Genomic DNA, 26,369 nt, shown 5'->3' on the forward strand with positions numbered 1-26,369 from the left:
TTCAGGCAGCGGCCAACTCACGGCGGGCCTGCTTGCGATAGCGTGGATCAGTGGCAGCCAGTATGCCGCCAACGGTCATCATCAGACCGCCCAACCACAGCCAGCGAACAAACGGTTTGTACTGCACACGAACCGCCCAGGCGTCATCGCCGAGCGATTCACCAAGTGCCACATAGAGATCCCGAAACAGTCCCGGATCAATTGCGGCTTCTGTCATGACATTGCCACGGGCCGTGTACAGGCGCTTCTCCGGATACATTTCGGTGTAGGGTTCGCCCTTGTACAACACCCGTATGACACCTGTATCGGAGTGAAAGTTTGGGCCATCGACTTTGCGAATACCGTCGAATACGAACTCGTAATCGTTAAACTGCTTGCGATCGCCTGGCTGCATTCTCAAATCGCTGTGCTCGCTGAAGGTAGAAACCAGGGCAATACCAACAACCAGCACGGCGATACCGCCATGCGCCAGCATCATGCCGTAGTAGGCACGGGACTGATTGAGTAGTGCCGAGAAACCGCGGCTTCTGTTTCGAGCCCTGTTGAGGAGGTCTCGCCCCGCGGTAAACACAACCCACCAGGCCAGCAACAATCCGGCTGATGTCCAGATACCGGGCCAATGGGGTAGCAACGCCAACGAGATGCCGCTGGCGATCAACGCCAATACGCCTGGCAACCAGATCTGTTTCAGTATCAGTGTTGCCGGGGTCTGCTTCCAGCGCAGCAGAATACCGACGCCAAGCGTAAGCACCAAAAGCGCACCCAGTGGTACAAACAGCGCATTGAAATACGGCGGGCCCACGGAGATCTTACCGAGGTTCAATGCATCCACGAGCAGCGGATACAGGGTACCCAGCAACACCGTCGCGCAGGATACGGTCAACAGAACGTTATTGATCAACATGAAGCTCTCACGCGAGAGCAGTCCGAAGCTGGACTCGCTTTTCACGTGCGATGCCTTGATTGCGTAGAGCAACAACGAACCACCAATGGTGATCGCCAACAGCGCCAGAATGAAAAATCCGCGGTCAGGATCCGAGGCGAACGCATGCACTGATGTCAGCACGCCCGAACGAACCAGGAAGGTGCCGAGCAAACTCAGCGAGAACGCGAAGATCGCCAGCAATACGGTCCAGCTTTTGAATACGCCGCGCTTTTCAGTAACAGCAAGACTGTGCACCAGTGCGGTTCCGATCAGCCAGGGCATCAGGGATGCGTTTTCAACGGGATCCCAGAACCACCAGCCGCCCCAGCCCAGCTCGTAGTAAGCCCACCAGCTGCCCAAGGCGATCCCGAGGGTCAGAAACGCCCAGGCGATGTTGGTCCAGGGACGTGACCAACGCGCCCAGGCGGCATCCAGACGACCACTTAAGAGCGCTGCAATCGCAAAGGCGAAGGCAACGGAAAATCCGACATAGCCCATGTAGAGCATCGGGGGGTGCACAATCAGGCCAAAGTCCTGCAGCAGCGGGTTGAGGTCCGCGCCCTGCTCGGGTACCCGCGGAAGAATCCGCTCAAAGGGACTGGAGGTAAACAGGATGAACAGTGCAAAGCCGGTGGTGATCAGGCCCATGACGGCAAGCACCCGCGCCAGAATATCTTCAGGCAGGTTTTTACTTTTCAACGCAACGGCCAGGGTCCAGCTTGTAAGGATCAGTAACCAGAGCAGCAGCGACCCTTCATGACCGCCCCACACGGCGCTTAGCCGATAATACCAGGGCAACGCGGTGTTGGAGTTGTTCGCAACATAGGCAACGGAGAAGTCGCTTTGCAAAAACGACCAGCCCAGGCACAAAAAGCTGAACAACACAAAACCGAACAACGCGATCGCCAGCGGCCTGGCATAACTGCACCAGAGCGCATTGCCGACGGTCGCCCCCACCATGGGTATAGTGCCCAGCAGAACCGACAGACACGCTGTGAGTATCAATGCATATTGACCGAGCTCAGGAATCATTTATTGAACTCCTGACCGGTAGGCTTGGGCATCTTGCCGGCTTTTTCCAGCGCCTCGGCCACTTCCGGCGGCATGTAGTTTTCATCGTGCTTGGCCAGCACTTCTACAGCCTGAAGTACACCGCTCTTATCGAGTTCACCCTGAGCCACGATACCCTGCCCCTCACGGAAGAGGTCCGGCAGGATACCGGTGTAGCGCACATGGACGGTGTGCTCGTAGTCGGTGATATCGAACCCGACCTCAAGGCTGTCATTCGCGCGCTGAACACTGCCATCGACCACCATGCCACCGGCACGGATCCGCGTTTCGGTAGGCGCTTCGCCCGCAGCGATCTGGCTGGGTGAGTAGAACAGGTTGATATTCTGGTTCAGGGCGAACAGGGTCAGGCCCACGGCAACCCCGACACCGGCAACAATGAACAGAACTATCAGCAGACGCTGCTTACGCTTCGGATTCATGAGCCTTTGCTCTCCCTTATCAGACGGCGGGTCAATTGGGCACGCAGACGTTTCCCAGCCTGTAGCGGCGCTATCAGGTTACCCAGAATAATGATTACGCCCAGCCCATAACTGAGCCAGACGTACAGGCCATGCCCGCCCATCGACAGAAACTCGGAAAAGGAGTTGAAACTCACACTTACCTCACTTGGACAGCAGAAGTTCTTTGACCCAGCCCGCGCGACGTTCACGGCGCAGAATTTCATTACGCAGACGCATCATCAGAGTGACGGCAAAAAATGCATAGAACCCGATCACCATCACCAGAAGCGGTACCCACATCTCCGCTGGCATGGCGGGTTTCTCGGTCAGCTTGAACGTGGCTGGCTGGTGCAACGTATTCCACCATTCGACGGAGTACTTGATGATCGGGATGTTGACCAGCCCCACCAATGCCAGCACGGCGGTTGCCTGCGCAGCGGTAGACTCGCTCTCGATGGCAGAGTTCAATGCCATGACGCCGAGATAGAGGAAAAACAGGATCAGCATCGAGGTCAATCGGGCATCCCAAACCCACCAGGAACCCCAGGTCGGTTTACCCCAGATGGCGCCAGTCAGCAGCGCGAGCACCGCCAGAGATGCGCCGATAGGCGCGCAGGCCTTGGCCACCATGTCGGCAACCTTCATTTTCCAGATCAGGCCGATGGCGCCAGCAACAGCCATCAGCATATAACAGGACTGCGCCAGAATAGCGGAGGGCACATGCAGGTAGATTATTCGAAAGCTGTTACCCTGCTGATAATCGGCGGGCGCGAAGATCAGTGCCCATAGGGTGCCGCCGATCAGCAACGCCAATGCTGCCACGGTAAACCAGGGCAGAAGCTTGCCGCATATCTGATAACACCAACGCGGTGACGCCAACTGGTAGAACCAGCGCGGCATCCATTTACTGTCAGCCATATCCGTTATTCACCTACCAATCAACCACTTACAGAAATTCTTAGCGCTGCACCAATCGCCAGCGGCGCCAGCGCAAGCCCTAACGCCAGCAAGGCCCCGAGCAAGGCGAGATAGCCGCCCAACGGCAGTCCCGTCACCGCAGCCTGAACCGCACTGGTACCAAAAATAAGCACCGGGATATAGAGCGGCAACACCAGCAAAGAGATCAATACACCGCCGCGCTTGAGCCCTACAGTCAAAGCAGCACCGATGGCGCCGACAAGACTGAGCGTTGGTGTACCGATCAGCAGGCTCAACATCAACCCGGGCATACCCTCCGCCGGTAAGAACAGCATCACCGCGATAACCGGCGCCACAAGTGTGAGCGCCAATCCACTGAGCATCCAGTGCGCCAGCACTTTGGCCAGCACCACGATAAACAGCGGTTGGGGACTAAGCAGCAGCTGCTCGAGCGATCCATCGTCAAAGTCGGTACGAAACAAACTGTCCATCGACAACAGCGTCGCCAGCAAGGCGGCTACCCACAGGGCCCCGGGGGCAAGCTGGGCAAGGAAACCGGGCTCTGGACTGACCCCCAGAGGGAACAGCGTGATCACCATCAAGAAGAAGATCAACGGGTTCACCAGCTCGCTCTTACGTCGCAATGACAGCATCAGGTCACGACGAAGGGTCGCGACAAACAGTCCGCCGGGGCCGATCTGCGCCCTTTCCGACGCGGCTTGCGTTATCAGGTCAGCCATCAATGTCCACCCTGCCGGTCCAGATTGATCGAACGTACAACGCTACTGCCCTGCAAATCCTGATGAGTGGTCAGGATCACGCTGCCACCGCGCGCAATATGCCGGCCGATCAGCGCCTCTTTCGCGGCCACCCCGCGCTTGTCGATTGCGGTAAACGGCTCATCGAGTATCCACAAAGGCGCATCACTCAGATAAAGCCGGGAGAGGGAGACTCGCCGATGCTGGCCGGCGGAAAGCGAATGACACGGCACATCTTCAAAGCCCGCAAGACCCACCTGCTCTAACGCCTCAGCCACCCGAGATGCATCCAATGAGGGATGAAGGGCACAGTACCAGCGCAAATTCTCCTCTGGGGTCAGCAAAGCTTTTACACCCGGCTGATGTCCGAAATAGAGCAACTCACGACAAAATTGATCCCGCACACGATCGATCGGTTCACCGCGCCAGAAGATGTCGCCTTCGTAGTTACGGGAAAGGCCGCTGAGTATGCGCAATAACGTGGTTTTACCGCTGCCGTTGGCGCCTTCGATCTGGACGATTTCACCGGCGTCGACCGAAAAACCGAGGCCCTCGAACAGCATGCGGTCATCCCGTTCGCAAAACAGGTTTTCCACTTGTAACATCGGCCCGGACAAACAGTGACTCCCAATCCGTGAATGGATGCCGCCTAAGGCGGTCCATAGATGCTTCAGTTGTGCCGACGCTGGCCGACTATTTTCAAACGCGCCATTATAAACAGATTCCCCACTGACGTCAGGCAGCAAGGGGACGACCGGCGCCAATTAGGTCGAAGGTTGTACACTGTCCTACCTAAGGCCGCTTTACACTGCGATAACGGAGATACCGGACCTTGCCATTGACGCTTGCGGTACAGTCACTACAGACATTCAGTCGCCAGGGCGAAACCCGTGGGGCCGACCCGCGCACGCAACTGGATGCCGGTCGAACGCTGAGCGCAAGTGTAAAGGAAGTCGTCGTTGATACGCAGCGGCCAAACCTGTTCAGGATCAAGGTTGAAGCACAAAACCTGCTGATGGAACTGATGACCTCCCGCCCGTTATCGATCGGCGCTCAGGTAACGCTCAGCAGAGGCAGCGACGGTGCTTTGCAGCTGAGTGTCGCCGAGCAGGGCCAAGCCCGTCAGACCGCTGCCACCGCACAGCCGTCCACCACGATTCAAACACCCAGCCTCACGGATGCAGGGGGTGCAGCGCAAGGGCTGCGTCTTCAGATACCGAACAACGCGCAACAGCAGATCGACGCACTGTTGCGGGCACTGCCCCTTAACCAACCCCAGACGGGCCGTGTTTTACCTTCGGCACAAAACAGCCTACCGGCGGTAAGCAATGCAACTGCGACAGCTACTGCTCAAACGGCTGCGGATCCAAAGGCGCCTGCCAGCGTCGGTACACCAAGCACATCAGCGCCACCACAGAGCAGCCCCCAAACTACCCAAGCGCCGACTAACTCATCACCCGCTTCAGCCAGTACCGCTTCGGATGCCCGCCCAGCGAATCCAAACCCGTCACCGGCTACGCCTGCTCAAAGCGCTCGGGCTGAAGGCTCTCAGGCTGCACTATCCAACATCGGCAGCAATAACCCGGCCCCGACAATGCCAACTGAAGCAGGCACAAGAGCCCCAACCCCAGGACCTGCAGCCGGCACCGGCAATGCCGCGCAGGTGCCTCAGGGAGATCGCGCCGGTAATACCTCCCCACCTCAAGCCCCAAACGTGCAGCCGCGCGTGATGACCGTGCAAGGACTTAACAGTCAAACGGCCACTCAGGCCGATACCGCTTTGCGTCCAACACCGGTCACAAGCCCCGGAATTCAGAGCCCCGCGTCGTCACCCAATACCGTGCAGCTGTCGGTAAACAACCAGCGCATCGAACTGGTGACCCCACGCCCACTGCAAGCCGGTCTGGAAGTGAGACTGACACGGGTTGATCAAAACACTGTTCAGCTCGATATATTGCCACCCAAGATTTCGCCTGATGCCCAGGCGCGAATGCAGGAGGGGCTGCAGCAGATCCTGCGTGACAGTCTGCCGGTGCAGGTACCGATGGGCGATGCATTGAACCAATTGCGCCAGTTCAGTCGCTCAGACTCGGGACGCCAGCGGGATGCGATCGGTCAGGTCGTACGCTCTATGTTGAGCATGTTCTCGGTATCCGCGAAGCCGGACGCCAAGTCGACACGACAAGCGGTACAACAGCAACTGAACTCTACAGGTCTGGCACCCAGCCCAAAAAACACCCATTCCAAGGGGCCGGAAGGCACACAGCCCTCACTCAGGGAGAATATGGCCCGGCTTGAGCAGATCGGAGAGCGCCTGCCCGCTGAGGCGCGTGCTCGTTTTCAGTCGTTACTGCAGGGGATACAAGCCCGCACCGCCACTCACCAGGCGGCAAGCCTGCAACACTGGCAGGACCTGCCGGATGGTAGTATCGAGAGGCAATACCGACTCGACCTTCCGATAAGGGTCAACGACGAGCATCTGGACAATACAGAGATACGCATCACTCAGCACAAACGGCGTGACGAAGAGGACCAGTATGTCTCGGAGTGGTCGATCAACCTTCACTTCAACCTGCAGGATCTGGGGGCTATCGACAGTCGTATCAGCCTGCAAAATGAATGGCAGATCACCGCGCGCTTCTGGGCCGAGCAAAGTGAAACGGCACAACTCATTCGAACCCGACTGGATGATTTTGCCGACCAACTAAACTCAAGCGGATTTAAGGTGGATACACTGCACGTCGAGCGGGGGCGACAACCTCATGATAATCAAGCGCCTGTCAGTCGACGGCTGGTGGACCTGCACACATGAGCGATCACGAAGACGATATCCAGTCACTCAAGGCAGTGGCGCTGAAATATGACGCTGAAACGGGCGCTGCACCGCGCATCACGGCCAAAGGATCAGGCCTGATCGCCGAGCAAATCATCAAGCTGGCCCGTGAGCATGACGTACATATTTATGAAAGCCCCGAACTGCTCGAGGTGTTGATCAGGCTGGAGCTTGGAGATGAGATTCCGGAGTCACTCTACCGCGCGATTGCTGAAGTGATCGCCTTTGCCTATGGACTAAAGCCAAAGCCCGACGGCGACCGCAGCAGCGAAAGCGAGCCCGGCAGACCTCAGTGACGGGACGGCAATGACTCGCCGGTGTTCAACTCGCGATGCAGCAGCGCCATCAGTTCAGCTTCAGGACGGCCAATACCGCAGCTTCGCACCAGATCATCGACATCGGCCCCCATCTCCATGAGACGCGCAGCCTGATTGTAAGCCAGCACACCCGGATCGCGATTCTCGAGCTCCTGCTGTTTTTCCACCGTCATATTCAGCTTGTGCTCAATGGCCAAAAGGCGATTACCCATACCGATAGAACCGTTGGTCATCGCCCGGATCTCATTGCGGAGCACATTGATCAGCGCCTGATGCCGCCGCTCCTGCTTTTGCACCCTAACGAACAGATACGCACAAAGCGCACTGACCAGAAGCGCCAGCGCGACTAGCCCAAACAACAGGAGATTAAGGCCCGTCATATCGCTCACGCCAGCATCGCCTCGAACTCTTCCACTAACTGATCAATATCGAGAATCGCGCAACGCTCGGCCATATACGTCCCGGTCAGCCAGGACCGGTGGGCCTTGTCCTCATTGATATTGACCTGATCCATGGGTATCTGCACCGACTTGATCAGCCCGTCGCAAGCCAAGGCCCATTTACGCCCCTGCAAAATAACAACCTCTTCATACTTGGAATGCTCAGGCTTGTATCGCTCAGGAATGAGCCACAGCGCTGTATCCACTACAAGCGTCTGGTCATATTCCGAACCAAATGCACCCAAAACCCACTCGGGCTGACCGGCGATATCCAGCGCCAGATCTCCAATGTGCAACGCACCTTCTATGCGTTCAAAGTCCACGGCCAGTTTCAAGCCGTGCATGTCCAGCAGCACACAGTTCATGACCTTTACCTGCGCCTTGCTTGCGGGTGCAGCGGGTGCAGCGGGTGCAGCGGGTGCAGCGGGTGCAGCGGGTGCAGCGGGTGCAGCGGGTGCTTGGGCAACCATCGCTGGTTCTGGTTCTGGTTCTGGTTCTGGTTCTGGTTCTGGCTCAGGCTCAGGCTCAGGCTCAGGCTCAGGCTCAGGCTCAGGCTCAGGCTCAGGCTCAGGCTCAGGCTCGACAGTATCGCTTAGGCCATACGCTGCCGGGTCAATAGATTCTTCCATATCGCTGTCCGAGAGCTCAGTTCTGCTGTCAACGACAGGCAGCATTTCATCACCTGTTTCGCTCGGCGGCTTTTTAGGCGAAGAGTCTTCGGCAGGCACAAAGCCTTCGATGCTGTCCGGGTCTGCCAGCAGCGCTTCGATATACTCAAAAACAACTTTTTTCTGATCAGCCATCGACTTTACCCTGTCTGCGCCGCTCCAGCAGATTTCTCAGCAGTTTCGCATAGGCATGCACACCGCGACTACCGGCATCCAGAGAAGAGGGTACTAGCCCCTTTAAGCTGGCATTTCGAAATTTGGTATCAATTGGCACGACCGCACTGGAGATATTCTCTTCGTACAGGCGGTGCAGCTCACGCAGGCTGCTGACAGAGGCTTGCGTTCTGCGATCGTAGAAAGTCGGCACAATAGTGTACTCGAGCTTGTTACGCCGGGCCCGGTTGACCATCTCAATGGTCCTGATCATTCGCTGCAGCCCCTTGAGTGCAAGAAACTCAGTCTGTACCGGTACCAACAAATGGTTACAGGCGGCCAATGCATTCACCATCAACACCCCCAACACCGGCGGGCTGTCAATCAGGGCAAAGTCGTAGGATTGCTTCTGAGTCGCCAGCGCCTTAGCCACCTGAAGTCCCATCCCCTCCTTGCCTACAGCCCGGCGCTCAAGCGTCGCCAAGGCGGTAGACGCAGGCATCAAATCAACACCTTCACGGTTGGTATCGAGAATCAGGCCTCGGGTGCGTTCAGGCTCTACCTGCAGCTGCTCAAAAAGGTCGTAAACGCTGTGCTCCAGCTCATCCGGATCGTAACGGAAGTAACTGGTCAGTGAGCCGTGAGGGTCAAGATCGACCAGCAGCACCTTGTAACCCACTTCAGCCAGCAGACCCGCCAGTGTGACGACGGTCGTTGTCTTGCCGACCCCCCCTTTCTGGTTAGCAACAGCCCATACCTGCATAGAGTCTCTTCCAGTTATTGTTCCGGATTAGCCTGCCGAAACAGTATCCCATCTTCGGTTTCAACCTGCTCCATAGCACCAGGAGCGGCCTCTGAATCCTGATCATCGGTCAGCATCGTGCTGACCGCATCCGAGCTTACCTGCTCGCTGCCATAGGACACGACGGCCCTGCGCACCTTCTCGTCACGCGATACCACAATGACGATGCGGCGATTCAATCTGCGCCCCTCTTCGGTACGATTGCTATAGGCTGGCTGATACTCGCCATAACCTACGGCAGCCATGCGCGCCGGATTAATACCGTTCATCTCCAAGAGTCTAACGACAGCCGCAGCGCGCGCGGCTGAAAGCTCCCAATTGGAAGGGAACTGGTCGGTGGAGATGGGCGCATTATCTGTAAACCCTTCAACGTGAATAGGATTATCCAACCCCTCCAGGCGTTCAGCTATACGTGCCAATATACTGTCCGCCTCGATAGACGGTATCGCGCCACCACTTGCGAACAGCAGGTTTGATCGCAACTCGATCGAAAACCAAAGATCGGAGCCACTCACCTCGATCTCTCCCGATGCCGACTGCTCGCTGAAATCCGACTCGAGCTGGGCGCGCACCTGATTGAGCAGCAGGGTAGCCCCTTCGTTTGCGGGCCCGACCAGATTGGCAGAGGACTTTTTATCGGTCTCACCGCCCTCAAGCAGTCCGCTGCCGCCATCCAACGCCCGGTTTGCGCCTTTCGGGGCGCCGGGACCCGAGAATACCTGAGAAAGGGCCTCCGACATCGACCGGTATTTCTCCTCATTGACCGAGGAGATCGCGTACATCACGACGAAAAAGGCGAACAGGAGGGTTAGAAAGTCCGCCCATGAAAGCACCCACCGGTCCAGCGGCGCATCGGGCTCAGGCGGTCTTCGACGCGGCATCATCCGCTCCCAGATAGCCTTGTAGGCGCTGGCGGATCACCTCGGGGCTTTGACCTTCAGCGATATAGACCAGGCCGTCCATCAGCATCTCGTGATACTGTGCGCGTCCCTGTACCAGACGTTTGATTTTGTTGGCGGTCGGAATCAACAGAAGATTCGCCACACCGACTCCGTAAATTGTGGAGACAAAGGCTGTCGCAATACCGTGCCCCAAGGTCTCCGGCTCGGCAAGGTTGGCCATAACCTGTATCAAGCCGAGAACCGTACCAATAATACCCAGCGTAGGTGCATAGCCACCCAGGCTTTCAATCACTCGTACGGCTTGAAGATCGCGCTGTTCGTTTGCAATCAGCTCTACTTCCAACACTGAACGAATAATCTCCGGTGAGCGACCATCGGCAAGCAACTGAAGTCCGTTCGCAACAAAGGCGTCCGACTCTTTACGCGCCTCGCCCTCTAGTACAATCATGCCTCGGCGGCGCACCAATAGGCACCAGCCACGAATCGATTTCATGCCGTCCTGAAAATCAGGATTAGAAGCGGTATACGCCCATCCAAACAGACGCCATGCCCGTTTGAAATCCTCACGTGGCGCCTGGATGACCGAAGCCGCCAGCGTTCCACCTACAACAATCATCGCAGCCGTGGGGTTGTAGAGTTCAGAGAGCTGCCCTCCCCCCAGATAGTTACCGCCAATTATCGCCAGTAACGCCAGTGCTATCCCTAAGAGTCCGAACATCAGCCACGCCTACGCTGCTGGGCCAGCAGGGGCCCGATGTCTTCCAAATCCAATATCTCATCCGCAAGCCCGGCGTTCACAACAGCCTGTGGCATTCCATAAATCGTACAACTGGCCCTGTTCTGCGCCCAGACGGTCGCCCCTTCCCGCTTCAGAAGGCGAGCACCATCGCAACCATCGGCTCCCATGCCCGTCAGTATCAGCGCCAACACCCTCGAACCATAGGCCCTGGCCGCCGACGCGTAAGTCACATCGACACTGGGCTTGTACGTAAGCTTCACATCACCTTCAAGAATGCGTACACGGTCAGTCTGGCGCGGGTCGACCATCATCTGCAAACCGCCCGGCGCCAGCAAAGCCGTTCCGGGTTTAAGACGATCGCCATCCTCAGCCTCTTTAACCGCAATCTTGCACTGCTGATTAAGACGCTCGGCAAACACCTGAGTGAAAGTCTTCGGCATATGCTGCACAAGGAGGATGGGGTAGGGAAACTCCGCCGGAATCTGCGTCAGGATCTGCTGAAGGGCCGCCGGCCCCCCTGTCGATGTACCGATCACCACCAGACGGCAATCGGGAAAACGCACCCTTGACGCCTGACTGGTCGGAGGATCCTTCTCTTCGGCCGCACGCGGCCTCAGTGCAGGTGACTGTGAGGGTGCCCTAGCACTCTCACGCTCTGGACGCGGGGCTACAGTGCGCCGAGCATCCGCAGCAGCTGTGCGCTCCTGCCCCGCACGTGGAGAAGGGGCTGACTCCGGTCGAAAGACCATTGTCGAGCTGCCGGAGGCGCGGGAACGAGGGTAACGATGCTCGAAAACAGAACCTGATCGGAATCGGCGGGACGTACCGAGCGCCAGTATGCGCTCGATCAATTGCTGCCGAATACTCTGGCTCTTGTCCATCCAGGCGCGAATATCCTTGGGCAGATAATCCGCAGCGCCTGCTTCCATCGCCTCAAGGGTTATGCGCGCCCCTTCATGGGTCAGGGATGAGAGCATCAACACATTGGTCGGGCACTCTCGCATGATAATGCGGACCGCGTCGATACCGTTAAGCTGCGGCATCTCGACATCCATGGTGATGACATCGGGCCGAAGATCACGGGCTTTTTCAACAGCTTCCTTGCCGTTAACCGCACTTCCCACGACTTCAACGCGCTTATCTTCGCGCAATATCTCTTCTATGCGGTGACGAAAGAAGCCAGAGTCGTCGACGATCAATACCTTTATCGCCATTGACCACCTCCGTGCTCACCTGTTCGCGCGCGATCAAGCCTGCGCATAGTGCTTGAGCAGGTTCGGTATATCGATAATCAATGCGATGCGACCATCACCTGTGATCGTGGCACCGGAGAGACCCGGTGTGCCATGCAGGATCGTACCCAATGGCTTGATCACCACCTCTTCCTGACCCACCAGTTGATCGACTACGAAGCCGACACGGGTTGTCCCCACCGTTACGATGACAACATGCCCCTGCTCCGGCAGTGGCGCGTACTCCTCGCCGTTGACAAGCCACCGCTTGAGATGGAACAAAGGCAATGCCTGCTCTCGCACGATAATCGCCTGCTGACCATCGACGATATTGGTCTTGGTCAGATCAAGGTTGAAAATTTCGTTGACGTTTACCAGCGGCAGCGCAAATGCCTGCCCTTCAAGAATAACCATCAGCGTCGGCATGATTGCCAGCGTCAGCGGCACCTGAATCGCAATGCGGGTACCCTGCCCAATAACGGAATCGATGCTGAGAGTACCATTGAGCTGGGTGATCTTGGTCTTGACCACATCCATGCCTACACCACGACCGGAGACATCGGAAACTTCCGTTTTGGTCGAGAACCCAGCCTGGAAAATAAGGTTGAAACACTCCTGATCGCTCAAGCGACGGGCAGCCTCAACATCAAGCATGCCACGCTTTACAGCCAAGCTTCGCAGCTTCTCCGGATCCATGCCGGCACCATCATCCTGAATGATCAGCAGGATATGATCACCTTCCTGCTCGGCCGACAGGAGTACGTGCCCTTCGCGGGGCTTACCGGCTTTAGCACGCACATCAGGCGGCTCAATACCATGGTCAACTGCGTTGCGCACCAAGTGAATCAGAGGATCTGCAAGCGCTTCCACCAGGTTTTTATCAAGATCGGTTTCCTCACCGCGCAATTCCAGTGCTACCTCTTTCTTGAGGTTGCGGGAAAGGTCTCTTATCAAGCGCGGGAAACGACCGAACACCTTCTTAACCGGCTGCATTCGGGTCTTCATGACCGAAGACTGCAGATCCGCGGTGACCATGTCCAGAGTACCCAGTGCCTTGCCCATATCCTCATCTTCGTGCGTCACACCAAGACGCACCAGACGGTTACGGACCAGCACCAACTCACCCACCATGTTCATAATTTTGTCGAGCAGGCGCGTATCGACACGTACGTTGGTTTCAGGCGCAGGCTTCTGAGCACCTCCGGTACGCTGAGCAGCGACCGGCGCAGCTGCGGGGGCAGGCTCCACAGCTGTTTGAGCTGCCGCCCTAGGGGCAATCTCCTGAACAACCGGGCTTTCATCCGGCTGACCCGAACCGGTAAAAGCAAATGCCCCCCGACCTTCTGACTGAAGCTGGTCGAGCAGATTTTCGAACTCGTCGTCGGTAATCAAGTCGCCTCCGCCAGTGCTCACCGGCGACTCGGCCGGCTTGGCGGCAGGAGCACTTGGAGCACTGTGACTTTCCGTCCCCGGCGCACCGCCCGGGCCGTGCAACTCATCGAGAAGCGCTTCGAACTCATCCTCGGTTATAAGATCGGAATCACCCGATACTTCCGTAGACGCGGCAGCCGGAGACTCAGCGACTCCCGCGAGATCCCCCAGCAGCGATTCGAAATCATCGTTCGGCGTATTGGGGTTGGCGGGAAGCGGTGCGGAAGGCGCAGCGGGAGCTGCTGGTTTGGCTGACGCAGACGCAGGCGCAGCTGCAACAGCCCCATGCCCCTCGGCGATATCAGTCAGACGCTGCAGCAAATCAGGCGAGGCGTGTTCAGGTTCGACGGCATTGCGCACCGAATCAAACATGGAATTCACCGCGTCCAGCGCCTGCAGGACGACATCCATCAACTCAGGAGTCACCGCCAGCTCACCGTTGCGCAGCTGATCAAACAGATTCTCGGCCTTATGGCAGCACTCCACCATCGCCTCGAGCTGAAGGAAGCCTGCCCCGCCCTTTACGGTATGGAAGCCTCGAAAAATGGCGTTCAGCAGATCCCGATCATCCGGACGCTGCTCAAGGTCCACAAGCTGCTCAGAGAGCTGCTCCAGGATCTCCCCTGCTTCAACGAGAAAATCCTCGAGAATCTCCTGATCGACATCGAAACTCATAGGGCGCTCCTAATCAAAAACCCAAGCTTGAAAGCAATTCGTCAACGTCATCCTGATCACAGGCAAGCGAAGATCCACCCTTCGGGACTTGGGGACCTTCAGCCTCGACTTCGCTGCTTTCTTTACTCTTTTTATCGTTCAATACGGTACGGGCGGACGCTTGTGGACGGCTCGGGGTGCCAGCTTCTATGCCGCTGAGGCGCTCGACCTTGGAGGCCATATCCATCAACTTGACCAGCTGACTCTCAACCTGGGTCAACAAGGTAATAACCCGCCGAATAAGTTGTCCGGTAATATCCTGAAAGCCTTGGGAAACCAAAATATCGGTCAGCGCGGTGCGTAGCTCGTCGACGGTTTTCTCCGATTCGTCCTTGAGCTGACAGGTACGATCATATACGCCGTTGAGCGCTTCGAACTCGCCCTCCAGCTGACCGACAAGCATCAAAAGATCCCTAAAGCGGCCGCTGTAAGAATCCAGACGATCGACCAGCCCCAGCGACTGATCGACACGGTCCATCGTCTTGTGGGCCGTTTCTTCGGTGAGTTCGATGACGTAGGCGAGACGGTCGGATGCATCACTCATTGCATCACCGCCTTGCTCAAGCTTTCCACCCACATCGCTGGAAAACGACTTGATCGCTTCATGCAGGCCGCGAGTCAGGTGTCCCACCTCGTTGTAGAACACCTCGTGACGCGCTGTCTGCAGCTGGTTAATCAGTTCAATCGCTTGCGGCAATTTCCCCTGCTCCAAGGCTGCGACCAAGTCCTGAGCCTTTTGCTTGAGGACCTCTTCCAGACCGTCAAGGTCGACCGCGATTTCCTGTTCCGCCATGAGCGCTCCTCAGTTTTTATCAGTCCTGCAGGCGCTCGAAGATCTTGTCGATCTTCTCTTTCAGCACGGCCGCCGTGAAGGGTTTGACGACATATCCGTTAACCCCAGCCTGTGCTGCTGCAATAATCTGCTCACGCTTGGCCTCAGCGGTCACCATCAACACCGGAATATGTGCCAGATTCGGATCAGCGCGCACTTCGCGGATGAGATCTATTCCCGTCATGCCCGGCATGTTCCAGTCGGTAATCAGGAAATCGATTCGCCCCTGTTTCAGGATCGGCAGCGCAGTTTTACCGTCATCTGCCTCATCCACATTAGTGAACCCCAGATCACGCAACAGGTTTTTGATGATGCGTCTCATCGTAGAAAAGTCATCGACGACAAGAATCTTGGTGTCTTTTTTCAAGACAGGTTCCCCCGGTTATTAACACTACTCATTAGCGCCTGTGAAGCCAGAGGCTTCTTACTGCCAGTCACGCAACCTGGTTCGAAGTCGAGCGGCTGCCTGACTGTGTATCTGACTGACACGTGACTCGGTCACACCGAGCACCTGACCTATCTCTTTGAGGTTCAGCTCTTCATCGTAATAAAGTGCCAACACCAGTTTTTCCCGCTCCGGCAGCCCCTCTATCGCCTTGGCCAGTGCACTTTGAAACGCACCGCCTTGTACCGACTGAGCAGGCCCCGGATCATCCGCGACAAATTGCTCTCCAGGCGCATCCTCGTCGGACTCGGTCAGTTCGTCAAAGCTAAACAGACGACTTTCAGCCGAATCCTGAAGCAAAGCATGATAGGCATCAATGCTTACACCCAGTTCTGCCGCAACCTCCGAGTCGCTGGCATCACGACCAGTGCGCGCCTCTACCCGCATGATCGCTTCACTGACACGTCGACCATTGCGGTGCACCGAGCGAGGCGTCCAATCCCCACGACGCACTTCGTCGATGATGGCCCCCCGGATACGAATACCTGCGTAGGTTTCGAAGCTCGCCCCTTTACCCGGGTCGTACTTCGACGTCGCCTCCAACAGCCCCACCATCCCCGCCTGGACCAAATCGTCCAGCACCACATTCGAGGGCAAGCGAGCCATTAGGTGGCGAGCAATCCGTTTAACCAGTGGTGCGTATTGCTCCACCAGCTCCTGGCCTGATCTGTAATCCAGCTGGTTATACATGAAGGCTACTAAGACGCCCTTACCTACACACCCTGAACCAGACGCTCAACAAAGAACTCAAGATGCCCTCTAGATGTTCTGGAAACGGGCCATTCATCTACTTTGTTGGCGAGCTGCCTGTATGCGATTGCCGACTTACTTGTTGAAAACGCTTTTAAAACAGGCGTTTGCCTTTGTACTGCCTTTCGCACTGACTCATCATAAGGGATTGAGCCCAGGTATTGAAGCGTGACATCAAGGAAGCGGTCGGTAACGGTTAGAAGTTTGCTGAACATGTTACGCCCCTCCGTATCGGTACGTACCATGTTAGCCAGCACTCTGAAGCGTGTCATGCCATAGTCACGATTGAGCAGTTTAATGAGCGCATAAGCATCCGTGATTGACGTAGGCTCATCGCAGACCACCACCAATACTTCCTGCGCAGCACGAATAAAGCTGACTACGGCCTCGGAGATACCCGCGGCGGTATCGACCACCAGCACATCCAGCTCATCCGCAATATCGGTGAAAGCATGTATCAGCTCGGCATGCTGATGTGCACTGAGTGCGGTCATCTCCTGAGTACCTGATGACGCCGGCACTATCCAGAAGTTTTCCCCAGCACTGACCATCACCTCTTTCAACGTACACTCGCCATTGAGCACATCAGCGATGTTACGCTTAGGTCGCAAACCGAGCATCACATCGACATTGGCCAAACCAAGGTCGGCATCCATCAATACAGTACGACGCCCCATCTCTCCTAACGCAACCGAGAGGTTGACCGACACATTGGTTTTTCCGACCCCGCCTTTGCCACCTGTGACAGCAATAACCTTGACCGGGTGCGACTGCTTCATATTCATACTCTGCTATCAGCCCGCCCGAAACAGACGGTCTTTATCCGCTCTGCTGCGCTCACCCTCTCGCTGAGCGGTTACGACTGCGCGACTGACCAGATCGTGCCGACGAGCCAGACCGATGTCATCGGGGATTTTCTGACCATCCGCAACATAAGCAATCGGCATCTGCTTTTCGACTGCCAGTGTCAGCGCCTCACCCAGGCTGCCAGACTCATCCATTTTACTGAGCACGCAGCCATTGAGCCCGAGGGGGGAATAGGTTTGCCAGGCACTCTCCATCAACTGGCGCTGACTGGAGCAAGACAGTACCAGCAGTTTTTTGATCCGCACCGACACGCTCTCAAGCATCTCGAGCTGCAATTGCCCGGCTGGATCCTGTGCATTCATACCTGCAGTATCGATCAGCACCAGACGTTTGCCTTTAAGAGACTGCAACACCTCTTCGAGGCTGTGATTTTCATCCACAACCCGCACCGGCACATCGAGAATACGACCGAAGGTTTTCAGCTGCTCATGCGCAGCAATTCGGAAGCAATCGGTTGTCACCAACGCCAAACTGGAACTCCCGTGTTGCAACACATAGCGCGCCGCCAGCTTACCGATGGTGGTCGTCTTGCCCACGCCTGTTGGCCCAACGAATGCAAGCATCCCACCACGCTCAATCATCTCTTCACCAACAACCGGGATGGAATCTGCCAGGCGCGCCAGGGCATTACGCCAAGCCTTATCAATGGCCAGCCCCGGCTCTATGGAAGCCAAAAGGGAACGAGAGAGACGAGCACCGAGCCCCAACCGATCAAAGCGTCGCTCAAGCTGATCTTTCAATCCCGAAGCCGCCGCCTCTGTCGCGGGGGATACCGGACGAGGTGCCTGCGCACTCGCAGAGACGGGCACTTCTGGTGCTTTCGAGCGCATCTGCTGCTCAAGCATCGCCCGTAACTGATGAATTTCATCCTGCATGTTACGAATCAGCAGGTGATCTTCAGTATCGCCAGCTTCGGGGCCACGCTCCTCAGCCAGAGGCATCGTGCTGATCTTTGCAACAGAACGTTTTTTTCTCGGCGGCTCTTCATCCAGACCCGCTGCGGCTCTCTCACGCTGACGCGCCCTGAGCGATTCGAGTATCGACTGAAGCTCATCATCTTCGGCCAACTGGCGATTGGCATTTCGACTCACCTCAGGCCGAGAGACTCCCTCACGGGCTTTGGCAATATCGAGTCTTGCTCTTTCCAGCTCACTGTCCAAGCCGCTCTGACGTGGCACCGCACGCGCGCGCTGCTCAGTCAGAATACGCACCTGCTCTTCCCGACGCCGCTCTCGCTCACGCTGGAGTTCCTGCTGCGCCGACTCATATTCGTCTTCACGCGCAACAACGATCTCCACCCCACCTGCCACACGGTGGTTGGATACGATAACGGCGTCAGGGCCGATCTCCTCTCGGACTCTTCGCATCGCCTGACGCATGTCCGGTGCAAATATGCGCTTTACTTTCATATTCGTCCCTTATCGGCCGACACGCGGAAAACTGTTAGCCATTTTGCCCCCCGACCGTCGCCACGATGGTGACGTTCTTGTTTTCAGGAATCTCCTGATAAGAGAGCACATGAACCTGTTGATCACCATAACGCACAAATTTTGCCAGCAGAGGTCGTATAGGCGCCGACACGAGCAGCACTGAAGGCTGTCCCTTGATCTCCTGATTCTGCGCTGCCTGCGCCAGGGACTTCTGCAACCGCTCAGCCATACCCGGCTCCAGTACAAGCCCCTCCTCACCCTGCTGACGCTGCTGCATGGAGTTCAACAAAATCTGTTCCAACGGCGGATCCAGCGTTATGACCGGCAGATCCGGGCTAGACCCGTTAATCGTCTGCACAATCAAGCGCGACAACGCGATGCGAACAGCCGCAGTTAACGCCAAAGGATCCTGAGTACGATTAACCGCCTCGGCCAACGCCTCCAAGGCGGTTCGGAAATCCTTAAGTGGTACCTGTTCCATCAGCAGATTCTGCAACACTTTCAGCAGCACACTAATCGAGAGCTTCTTGGGTACCAACTCCTCAACCAGTTTCGGCGACTTCTTGGCCGCCATATCCAGTAACTGCTGTACCTCTTCGTGTCCCAGCAACTCGTGTGAATGATTCTGCAACACTTTGTTGATGTGCGTTGCGACAACCGTACTGGCATCGACTACAGTGTAGCCGAGAGTCTGAGCGCGCTCCTTCTGGGGCTTTTCAACCCAGATCGCATCCAATCCGAATGCCGGATCCTTGACCGCAATACCATCAACCTTGCCGAAAACCTGTCCGGGGTTAATCGCCAACTCCCGATCCGGATAGATCTCCGCTTCTCCGACAATCACTCCCATCATTGTGATGCGATAAGCGCCGGGTAACAGGTCGAGGTTATCCCGTATATGCACCGAAGGCACGAGAAAACCCAACTCCTGAGATAATTTTTTACGCACACCCTTTATGCGGTTGAGCAACTGCCCTCCCTGCATCTTATCCACCATCGGAATAAGCCTGTACCCGACTTCGAGACCCACCATATCGACAGGCATCACGTCGTCCCAGCCCAATTCGCGATTCTCCTCCGGAGACTCGGTCTCAGGCGCCTTCACCGCCGGACTCTGCTCGGCCTCATCTTTACGGCGCTGCTCTTCACGACCGATATACCAGGCAATACCCCCCGCGACAGCTGCCAACGACAGAAAGGCGAAATGAGGCATACCCGGCACACTGCCCATGATGGCAAGAATTGCGGCCGATACGTACAGCGCACGAGGGGAGGCAAACATCTGACGAAACACTTGCTGCCCCATCGCCTCGGACGAGTTGGCACGCGTTACCATTACCGCAGCCGCCGTCGACAACAACAGCGAGGGAATCTGGGCAACCAAACCATCACCGATGGTCAGAAGAGCGTAGTACTGGAGTGCGAGATCGAAACTGAGCGAATGCTGCAGCATGCCGATACCAAAGCCACCAAACAGGTTGATGACAAGAATCAGTATCCCGGCAACCGCATCCCCTCGCACAAACTTGGAGGCACCATCCATCGCACCGTAGAAATCCGCCTCCTGGGTAACTTCGCTTCGCCTCTCCCGCGCCTCATCCTGACTGATGAGGCCCGCATTGAGATCGGCATCGATCGCCATCTGTTTGCCGGGCATCGCATCGAGGGTGAAGCGCGCACTGACCTCTGATATACGACCGGCACCCTTTGTCACCACGACAAAGTTGATGATCACCAGAATCATGAAGACGATCACACCGACGATGTAGTTACCACCGACCACCACATCGCCAAACGCCTGAATCACCTTACCGGCCGCCCCAGTCCCCTCATGCCCGTAGAGCAACACCACACGCGTGGAGGCAACGTTAAGCGCCAGGCGCATCAGTGTAGCGGCGAGCAGAACAGTCGGGAACACGCCGAAATCCAGCGGTCTGAGGGCGTATATGGCCACCAGCAAAACCACAATGGACAGCGCGATATTGAAGGTAAAGAAAACATCCAGCAGGAAGGGCGGCATGGGCAGGGTAACCATCGCCAAAATGACAAGCAGCAGCAAAGGAATCCCCAGATTCCCCTCTGTCAGGCTACGTGCATTATTGAAGATAGCAGTACGGTCCAAACGCCCCCCATAGCGTCAAATATTTGGCACAATAACCAATCCAAAGCCGTCCGCACCTCGTAGTCACCGGATAGACAACTTTAAATCACGCTATTTCACCAATTTTTTGACGCAATTTGATCGATCAACAATAGTACAAGCAAGATCTTCGCCAACTATTCAGGATCGACCCTGAGCGCCCCCGGTATCTCGATTTCGTCCTCTGTCGGCGCGACGGGCTCTTCGCTCTCCAAACGCTGTTTATAGCGCCTAAGCTGGAAAACATATGCCAGCACCTGAGCCACCGATTTGTACAGCCCGACCGGCACCTCTTCTCCCACTTCCGATGCATGATAAAGCGCGCGCGCCAACGCCGGAGAGGCAAGTATCGGGACTTCATGTTCATGCGCGATCTCTCGAATCTTGAGCGCAACGAAATCAACACCTTTGGCGACTACGAATGGCGCATTACCTCGATCAGCGTCATATCGAATAGCAACGGAGTAATGGGTCGGGTTGGTAATGACGACATCTGCTTCAGGCACCTCTTTCATCATTCGGCGCCGAGATATTTCGCGCTGCATCTGCCGAATTCTGCCCTTAACCTCAGGTTTCCCCTCGGTATTTTTCATCTCATCCTTGACTTCCTGGAGCGTCATTTTCAGCTTTTTATTGTAACTGTAGACTTGGAACGGCACATCGATAAGCGTAATCAGGATCATCGCCGCACTCATCAACAAAAAAGACCAGATTACGATCTCAATCGCATGTGCAGTCGCAGTGTTGATATTTTGCTTCGCTAGCGACGATATCTCGGGGCGGTCCATCAGCAACACCACAATGGCGACGACCCCGACGAGAAAGAACTTTGCCATCCCCTTCAGCAGCTCAATTACCGCATTAAGAGAAAACATGCGCTTAATACCAGCAAGCGGATTGATACGACTCCCCTTTGGCTGCAACGCCTCGGCGCTGAAGTTCCAGCCGCCGAGCGCTATCGGCCCTATCACAGCAGCTACAAAAAGTAGCGCAAATAGCACCCACAGACTCAGAAACGCATCCACCAGGGACTGAACCAGATGCACAACCATCTGCGAAGGATCTGAAATTGCAGCCTGATCGAGGGCGAAATTACTTTTCATCATCGCCATCATCTGGATAGCCACTTGCCCCCCAAATAACAGCGCGGCAAGCCCTGCAGCAAGCAGCAAAACAGTTGTCGTCAACTCTTTAGAGCGTGGAATATCGCCTTTTTCTCGCGCCTCACGGAGACGCTTGGAGGTCGGCTCCTCCGTCTTCTCCTGACCTGTTTCCTCAGCCACGCAAGCCAGCCTCTTGAATTACACTGGTAATCAACTCAAGCACAGATCTGGAAAACGCTTCATATTGCCCGAGAAACCCGCCCAAAGAGGCCCAAACAATAAAAATGCCCAGAACCATGGTGAACGGAAATCCGATAGCGAAAATATTGAGCTGAGGCGCTGCCTTGGTCATCACACCAAAGGCAAAGTTAACCACCAACAAGGCCGTGACTGCCGGCAGCGCCATCAGCACTCCCGCTGAAAACAACCAACCGCCAGCCAAGACAATGCTCCACAGGCTCGACAGGCGCGGCGCAAACCCGATAGGTAACACTTCGAAACTCGTGCTGAGTGTTTCAATGATTACAAGATGACCGTCCATCGCCATAAACATAAGCATGACCAACATCAGATAGAACTGCCCCAGCACAACGACGGAGGTACCGTTGGCCGGGTCGGTCATTGAAGCAAAGCCCAACCCCATCTGGTTAGCAATCAACTGCCCGCCAACGACAAATGTTTCCATTAACAGATTGAGGGTAAAGCCCAACACAGTACCGATCAGCACCTGCTCGGCAATAAGCAGCCACATTTTACCCGAAAGCCCCTCATAGACCGGCACTGGCGGCAATACTGGCAAAAGCACAGCCGTAATTGCCAACGCTAGCCCAAGGCGCGCCCTCACTGGAACCAGGCGCGTGCCAATCATGGGCATGGTCATCAGCATCGACGCCACACGAAACAGAGGCAGGAGGACCATCGCCACCATCTGTTCAATTTGCGCGAGATCAACCTCCATATTACCCAATCAATCGAGGGATATTCATGAACAGATAGCTGAACTGCTCCATAAGCTTGGTCACGATCCATGGCCCAAAGGCCATAACGGCCAGTAATGTCACAATCAAGCGCGGCAAGAAACTCAGGGTCTGCTCATTGATCTGCGTAGCAGCCTGAAAGATCGAAACGATCAGCCCAACAATCAACCCTGGCAGTACTATCGTCGCGACGATAATCACCACCAGCCAAAGCGCCCCCCCGAACAGATCCAGAACGACACCGGTTGTCATGCTGACCTCCTATACCTTAAACACCAAAACTGGCCGCTAGAGTACCCATTACCATCGCCCAGCCATCAACCAGCACAAACAGCATAATCTTAAATGGCAGCGAAATAATCACGGGCGACAGCATCATCATTCCCATCGCCATCAATACACTCGCGACCACCAAATCAATCACCAGGAAGGGGATAAACAGCATAAAGCCTATTTGGAAAGCCGTTTTCAGCTCACTGGTCACAAATGCAGGAACCAGCACCTTCAACGGAATGTCCTTGGCGGAGGACACCGCATCCGTCTGCGAGATACGCATGAATAGATCCAAGTCACTTTCGCGCGTATTGCTTAGCATAAACTCATGAAAAGGCAGACTAGCCGCCTTAACCGCATCCAATGTACCGAGTTCCTCGTTCAGGTACGGCTGAACCGCTTGGGCGTTCACCTTATCCAACACCGGTGACATGATAAAAAGAGTCAGAAACAACGACAGGCCCAACAACACCTGATTGGAGGGCGTTTGCTGTAAGCCCAACGCCTGACGCAAAATCGATAAAACGATTATGATGCGAGTGAAGGAGGTCATCATCATTAACACTGCTGGCAGGAAAGTCAGCAGCGTCATCAACGCGAGAATCTGAATGGTTACGCTATAACTGGTACTACCATCGTCTCCCGACACGACCGTTACAGCCGGGATTCCCTGATCTGCACCCAGAGCTACAGAACTGAACACCAATAAAGGAATCAAAAACCAGCGCATCAGGCATCATGCTCCTTGTGCTGGGACACCTTTTTTCTGTCTCGCTGACTCATGACTTCATGCAGCCGTTTGGAGAACAATCCTTCAGGCGCTCGGCGCGACTCAATCACGGGAGTATCAAAGCGATGAATCAGGGAAACCTGGGATGGACACACGCCCAACAGAAGCTGCTGCTCACCAACTTGCACCAACACGGCCCTTTCCCGTTGACCTAGCGACAGTACCGCTACAACCTGCATACCCGCCCGCTGTCCAGGCAAGACATTGACCCTTTTTACAAGCCACGCCAAGGCCAGAATTAATGCAATTACCGCAAACAGCCCCAACACAAGCTCAAAAACAGCACCGCTTCCCACAGGCTCAACCAAGCTGACGGGCTTCGCAGAAGAAACCGTAGTTGCACTAGCGAATGGACTGACCGCAAAGAGCACTAAAACTATGATCGATATACGCATCACTTAAGCCGCCGGATACGTTCCTGCGGACTGATGACATCCGTAAGGCGAATGCCATAACGGTCATTGACGACAACCACTTCACCGTGCGCAATCAAAGTACCGTTTATTTTTACGTCTAGCGGCTCACCCGCCACACGGTTGAGTTCGATAACCGACCCCTGACTGAGCTGCAGCAGGTTACGAATCGGGATCTCGGTACCACCCACTTCCATGGTCATGCGAACCGGAATATCCAGAATCACATCGAGCTTGGGGTCACCGATGGGGACCGACTCATCCCGAAGTTCATCGAGGTCTACCGCTTTGGCGCCCGCATCGGCATCATCACTGACCCCACCACTGGCACTACCGGTCTGCTCCTCCAGCGCTGCCGCCCATTCGTCGGCCAGCGCCTGCTGATCCAGATCGTTATTTTCGTCACTCACGCTCAATATCTCCGCGGCTATTCCGGCTGCTGTTTATAGCTGCCCAAAATCTTTATCGCCAGATTACCACGAGACGTGCCCAGCTGGCAGTTGTAGACCGGAACACCATGAGCAAACAGCGGCAGCTTCTCTTCCATCTCGACCGGGATAACATCCCCTGCCTCCAGCTGCATAACGTCCCGCAAGGTCATCTCTCGCTCAGCCACGACCAGGTTGATATCCAGAGGCGCCAACAGAACATCCCGACTCAGCGCAGCACGCCAACGCTCATCCTGCTGGTCTTCGGTATTCTGATAACCCGACACGAGCGTCTCGCGAATCGGCTCCAACATGGAGTATGGCAGCGTAATGTGCAACTCACCGGTCCCGCCCTCAAGATCGACCTGAAAGGTGCTGACCACCACCACTTCTGTCGGATTAACCACGTTGGCCATGGCCGGGTTGACCTCGGAGCCTACATGCTGGAACTTGATATCCATGACCGGCCTCCAGGCTTCCTGGAGGTCGACAAACAGCTGCTGCAGGGTCTTGTTGACCAGACGGGTTTCGGTGGGCGTGAATTCACGCCCTTCAATCTTGGCATGCCGACCGTCGCCGCCAAAAAACTGATCCACCAGCTTGAACACCAACTTGGCATCCATGATGAACAGGCCAGTGCCACGCAACGGGCTGACCTTGACCAAATTCATGCTAGTCGGTACGTAAAGGGTATGGATGTAATCGCCATACTTCATGACCTGAACCCCCCCCACCGTAACGTCAGCGGTGCGGCGCAACAGGTTGAAAAGGCTGATACGGGTATGGCGGGCAAAGCGCTCGTTGATCATTTCCAGCGTCGGCATTCTGCCGCGCACGATACGCTCATGACTGGCAAGGTCGTAACTGCGAACCCCGCCCTCCTCTTCCGGCTGCTCCTCCTCGGCCGTTTCTACATCGCCATCGTCGACACCATGCAGAAGCGCATCGATCTCATCCTGCGACAGCAGATCTTTAACGGACATTGGGCTGCCCCCGCTTACTGCATGACAAGATTAGTAAACAGAATCGCCTCGACGCCGGGTCGCCCGATCTTGTTCTGCATGATCGACTGCACCGTTTCGAGCGCCTGATCTCTCAAGGCACGCTTACCTTCGATTGTCATTAATGTCTCGAATTTCTGAGTGGAAAAAAGCGTATTCAGACGCGCCACTACCAAAGGCATATGCAGAACCAGAGCATCGACCACTTCCTGATCACGGCTCTTGGCCTCGACATAGGCCTGCATATAGTGCCGCTCACCGTCATCCGACTGCAGGGTCACCACAAACATCGGCTTACCCTCAAGGGTACGCACTTTGGTATAAATCGCTTCCTGCCGGACGGGTACCGCCTCTTCAACGGGCACCTCATCGCCTCCAGAAAGCAGAAAATATGCAGCAGCCCCGCCACCACCGAGCAGCAAAACAGCCGCCAAAGCGATGATGATAATCAGCTTTTTCTTGGACCCTTTACCGCTCTCACCGTCCACCTGGTCCTGAGCTTCTTCAGCCATTGCCACCTCGTTACCGTGCCGAAAGGGCCATATTACCCTTATGCCCATTCATATCCGGCAACTAA

Annotated in this window: 29 protein-coding genes; 2 read left to right on the forward strand and 27 right to left on the reverse strand. The window is 55.9% G+C overall.

Annotated features, from left to right (window positions below; genetic code table 11):
• Window position 1: 1 nt before the first annotated feature.
• Genes ADIMK_RS07555 through ccmA form a run of 6 tightly spaced genes read right to left on the reverse strand, consistent with a single transcriptional unit; the run spans window position 2 to window position 4,717 of the window.
• Complete coding sequence (locus ADIMK_RS07555; RefSeq protein WP_036185784.1) at window positions 2-1,957, reverse strand: heme lyase CcmF/NrfE family subunit; 1,956 nt, start codon at window positions 1,955-1,957, stop codon at window positions 2-4.
• Window positions 1,954-2,415, reverse strand: coding sequence for a cytochrome c maturation protein CcmE (ccmE, locus tag ADIMK_RS07560; protein WP_036185786.1), 462 nt, complete (start codon window positions 2,413-2,415; stop codon window positions 1,954-1,956). Before ccmE ends, ADIMK_RS07555 begins: the two co-directional genes overlap by 4 nt.
• Window positions 2,412-2,591: a heme exporter protein CcmD gene (gene ccmD, locus ADIMK_RS07565; protein ID WP_036185789.1), complete on the reverse strand. Its 180-nt coding sequence runs from the start codon at window positions 2,589-2,591 to the stop codon at window positions 2,412-2,414. The genes ccmE and ccmD overlap by 4 nt, the downstream gene beginning before the upstream one ends.
• A 7-nt stretch (window positions 2,592-2,598) precedes the next feature.
• Window positions 2,599-3,354 (reverse strand): heme ABC transporter permease, encoded by a 756-nt coding sequence (locus tag ADIMK_RS07570; protein ID WP_081849710.1) that lies wholly within the window; start codon window positions 3,352-3,354, stop codon window positions 2,599-2,601.
• A gap of 20 nt (window positions 3,355-3,374) precedes the next feature.
• Window positions 3,375-4,094: a heme exporter protein CcmB gene (gene ccmB / locus ADIMK_RS07575; RefSeq protein WP_036185792.1), complete on the reverse strand. Its 720-nt coding sequence runs from the start codon at window positions 4,092-4,094 to the stop codon at window positions 3,375-3,377.
• The gene (ccmA, locus tag ADIMK_RS07580) at window positions 4,094-4,717 is read right to left on the reverse strand and encodes a cytochrome c biogenesis heme-transporting ATPase CcmA (protein ID WP_438267746.1); all 624 of its coding nucleotides are present in this window, start codon (window positions 4,715-4,717) and stop codon (window positions 4,094-4,096) included. Before ccmA ends, ccmB begins: the two co-directional genes overlap by 1 nt.
• A gap of 227 nt (window positions 4,718-4,944) precedes the next feature.
• Between ccmA and fliK the strand changes: the two genes are divergently transcribed.
• Together fliK and ADIMK_RS07590 are read left to right on the forward strand one after the other, a co-directional pair.
• Complete coding sequence (gene fliK / locus ADIMK_RS07585) at window positions 4,945-6,924, forward strand: flagellar hook-length control protein FliK (protein ID WP_156042836.1); 1,980 nt, start codon at window positions 4,945-4,947, stop codon at window positions 6,922-6,924.
• On the forward strand, window positions 6,921-7,241 hold the full coding sequence (locus tag ADIMK_RS07590; protein WP_036185800.1) for an EscU/YscU/HrcU family type III secretion system export apparatus switch protein: 321 nt from the start codon (window positions 6,921-6,923) through the stop codon (window positions 7,239-7,241). The genes fliK and ADIMK_RS07590 overlap by 4 nt, the downstream gene beginning before the upstream one ends.
• Here ADIMK_RS07590 and ADIMK_RS07595 read toward each other — a convergent pair.
• From ADIMK_RS07595 to ADIMK_RS07695, 21 genes are all read right to left on the reverse strand, one after another.
• On the reverse strand, window positions 7,235-7,642 hold the full coding sequence (locus ADIMK_RS07595) for a DUF2802 domain-containing protein (RefSeq protein ID WP_036186219.1): 408 nt from the start codon (window positions 7,640-7,642) through the stop codon (window positions 7,235-7,237). The two genes, ADIMK_RS07590 and ADIMK_RS07595, sit on opposite strands and share 7 nt — an antisense overlap.
• Window positions 7,643-7,647: 5 nt before the next feature.
• Window positions 7,648-8,505: a chemotaxis protein CheW gene (locus tag ADIMK_RS07600; RefSeq protein ID WP_036185802.1), complete on the reverse strand. Its 858-nt coding sequence runs from the start codon at window positions 8,503-8,505 to the stop codon at window positions 7,648-7,650.
• On the reverse strand, window positions 8,498-9,286 hold the full coding sequence (locus tag ADIMK_RS07605; protein ID WP_036185804.1) for a ParA family protein: 789 nt from the start codon (window positions 9,284-9,286) through the stop codon (window positions 8,498-8,500). Before ADIMK_RS07605 ends, ADIMK_RS07600 begins: the two co-directional genes overlap by 8 nt.
• Before the next feature lie 14 nt (window positions 9,287-9,300).
• Window positions 9,301-10,206, reverse strand: a complete 906-nt coding sequence (locus tag ADIMK_RS07610; RefSeq protein ID WP_036185805.1) for a flagellar motor protein MotB — start codon at window positions 10,204-10,206, stop codon at window positions 9,301-9,303.
• Window positions 10,184-10,945, reverse strand: a complete 762-nt coding sequence (locus ADIMK_RS07615; RefSeq protein ID WP_036185807.1) for a flagellar motor protein — start codon at window positions 10,943-10,945, stop codon at window positions 10,184-10,186. The genes ADIMK_RS07610 and ADIMK_RS07615 overlap by 23 nt, the downstream gene beginning before the upstream one ends.
• Window positions 10,945-12,180: a protein-glutamate methylesterase/protein-glutamine glutaminase gene (locus tag ADIMK_RS07620; RefSeq protein ID WP_036185809.1), complete on the reverse strand. Its 1,236-nt coding sequence runs from the start codon at window positions 12,178-12,180 to the stop codon at window positions 10,945-10,947. Before ADIMK_RS07620 ends, ADIMK_RS07615 begins: the two co-directional genes overlap by 1 nt.
• 33 nt (window positions 12,181-12,213) lie before the next feature.
• Window positions 12,214-14,304: a chemotaxis protein CheA gene (locus ADIMK_RS07625; protein ID WP_036185811.1), complete on the reverse strand. Its 2,091-nt coding sequence runs from the start codon at window positions 14,302-14,304 to the stop codon at window positions 12,214-12,216.
• 13 nt (window positions 14,305-14,317) lie between these two features.
• Window positions 14,318-15,136: a protein phosphatase CheZ gene (locus tag ADIMK_RS07630; RefSeq protein ID WP_051692675.1), complete on the reverse strand. Its 819-nt coding sequence runs from the start codon at window positions 15,134-15,136 to the stop codon at window positions 14,318-14,320.
• A 19-nt stretch (window positions 15,137-15,155) separates the two neighbouring features.
• Entirely contained in the window at window positions 15,156-15,542 is a 387-nt protein-coding gene (gene cheY / locus ADIMK_RS07635; protein WP_036185813.1) for a chemotaxis response regulator CheY, read from the reverse strand.
• A 57-nt stretch (window positions 15,543-15,599) separates the two neighbouring features.
• Window positions 15,600-16,310 (reverse strand): RNA polymerase sigma factor FliA, encoded by a 711-nt coding sequence (locus ADIMK_RS07640; RefSeq protein WP_036185816.1) that lies wholly within the window; start codon window positions 16,308-16,310, stop codon window positions 15,600-15,602.
• Window positions 16,311-16,333: 23 nt separating this feature from the next.
• A complete protein-coding gene (locus ADIMK_RS07645; protein WP_036185819.1) occupies window positions 16,334-17,149 on the reverse strand; it encodes a MinD/ParA family protein in 816 nt (271 codons plus the stop codon).
• Between the two features lie 15 nt (window positions 17,150-17,164).
• Window positions 17,165-18,646 (reverse strand): flagellar biosynthesis GTPase FlhF, encoded by a 1,482-nt coding sequence (gene flhF, locus ADIMK_RS07650; protein WP_036185822.1) that lies wholly within the window; start codon window positions 18,644-18,646, stop codon window positions 17,165-17,167.
• Window positions 18,647-18,680: 34 nt separating this feature from the next.
• Complete coding sequence (gene flhA, locus ADIMK_RS07655; RefSeq protein WP_036185824.1) at window positions 18,681-20,789, reverse strand: flagellar biosynthesis protein FlhA; 2,109 nt, start codon at window positions 20,787-20,789, stop codon at window positions 18,681-18,683.
• 155 nt (window positions 20,790-20,944) lie between these two features.
• Window positions 20,945-22,090, reverse strand: a complete 1,146-nt coding sequence (gene flhB / locus ADIMK_RS07660) for a flagellar biosynthesis protein FlhB (protein ID WP_036185837.1) — start codon at window positions 22,088-22,090, stop codon at window positions 20,945-20,947.
• On the reverse strand, window positions 22,083-22,868 hold the full coding sequence (fliR, locus tag ADIMK_RS07665) for a flagellar biosynthetic protein FliR (protein ID WP_036185839.1): 786 nt from the start codon (window positions 22,866-22,868) through the stop codon (window positions 22,083-22,085). Before fliR ends, flhB begins: the two co-directional genes overlap by 8 nt.
• Window position 22,869: 1 nt before the next feature.
• Window positions 22,870-23,139, reverse strand: a complete 270-nt coding sequence (fliQ, locus tag ADIMK_RS07670; RefSeq protein ID WP_036185853.1) for a flagellar biosynthesis protein FliQ — start codon at window positions 23,137-23,139, stop codon at window positions 22,870-22,872.
• Between the two features lie 16 nt (window positions 23,140-23,155).
• Window positions 23,156-23,890, reverse strand: coding sequence for a flagellar type III secretion system pore protein FliP (gene fliP, locus ADIMK_RS07675; RefSeq protein WP_036185857.1), 735 nt, complete (start codon window positions 23,888-23,890; stop codon window positions 23,156-23,158).
• Complete coding sequence (gene fliO / locus ADIMK_RS07680) at window positions 23,890-24,345, reverse strand: flagellar biosynthetic protein FliO (protein ID WP_036185859.1); 456 nt, start codon at window positions 24,343-24,345, stop codon at window positions 23,890-23,892. Before fliO ends, fliP begins: the two co-directional genes overlap by 1 nt.
• Window positions 24,345-24,773, reverse strand: a complete 429-nt coding sequence (gene fliN, locus ADIMK_RS07685) for a flagellar motor switch protein FliN (protein ID WP_036185861.1) — start codon at window positions 24,771-24,773, stop codon at window positions 24,345-24,347. The genes fliO and fliN overlap by 1 nt, the downstream gene beginning before the upstream one ends.
• 17 nt (window positions 24,774-24,790) lie before the next feature.
• The gene (gene fliM, locus ADIMK_RS07690; RefSeq protein WP_036185862.1) at window positions 24,791-25,774 is read right to left on the reverse strand and encodes a flagellar motor switch protein FliM; all 984 of its coding nucleotides are present in this window, start codon (window positions 25,772-25,774) and stop codon (window positions 24,791-24,793) included.
• 14 nt (window positions 25,775-25,788) lie between these two features.
• Window positions 25,789-26,304 carry a flagellar basal body-associated FliL family protein gene (locus ADIMK_RS07695; protein ID WP_036185863.1) on the reverse strand — a complete coding sequence of 172 codons (516 nt, stop codon included), beginning with the start codon at window positions 26,302-26,304 and terminating at the stop codon, window positions 25,789-25,791.
• Between the last annotated feature and the right edge of the window lie 65 nt (window positions 26,305-26,369).

The organism is Marinobacterium lacunae, from assembly GCF_000705555.1.
GTDB lineage: Bacteria > Pseudomonadota > Gammaproteobacteria > Pseudomonadales > Balneatricaceae > Marinobacterium_D > Marinobacterium_D lacunae.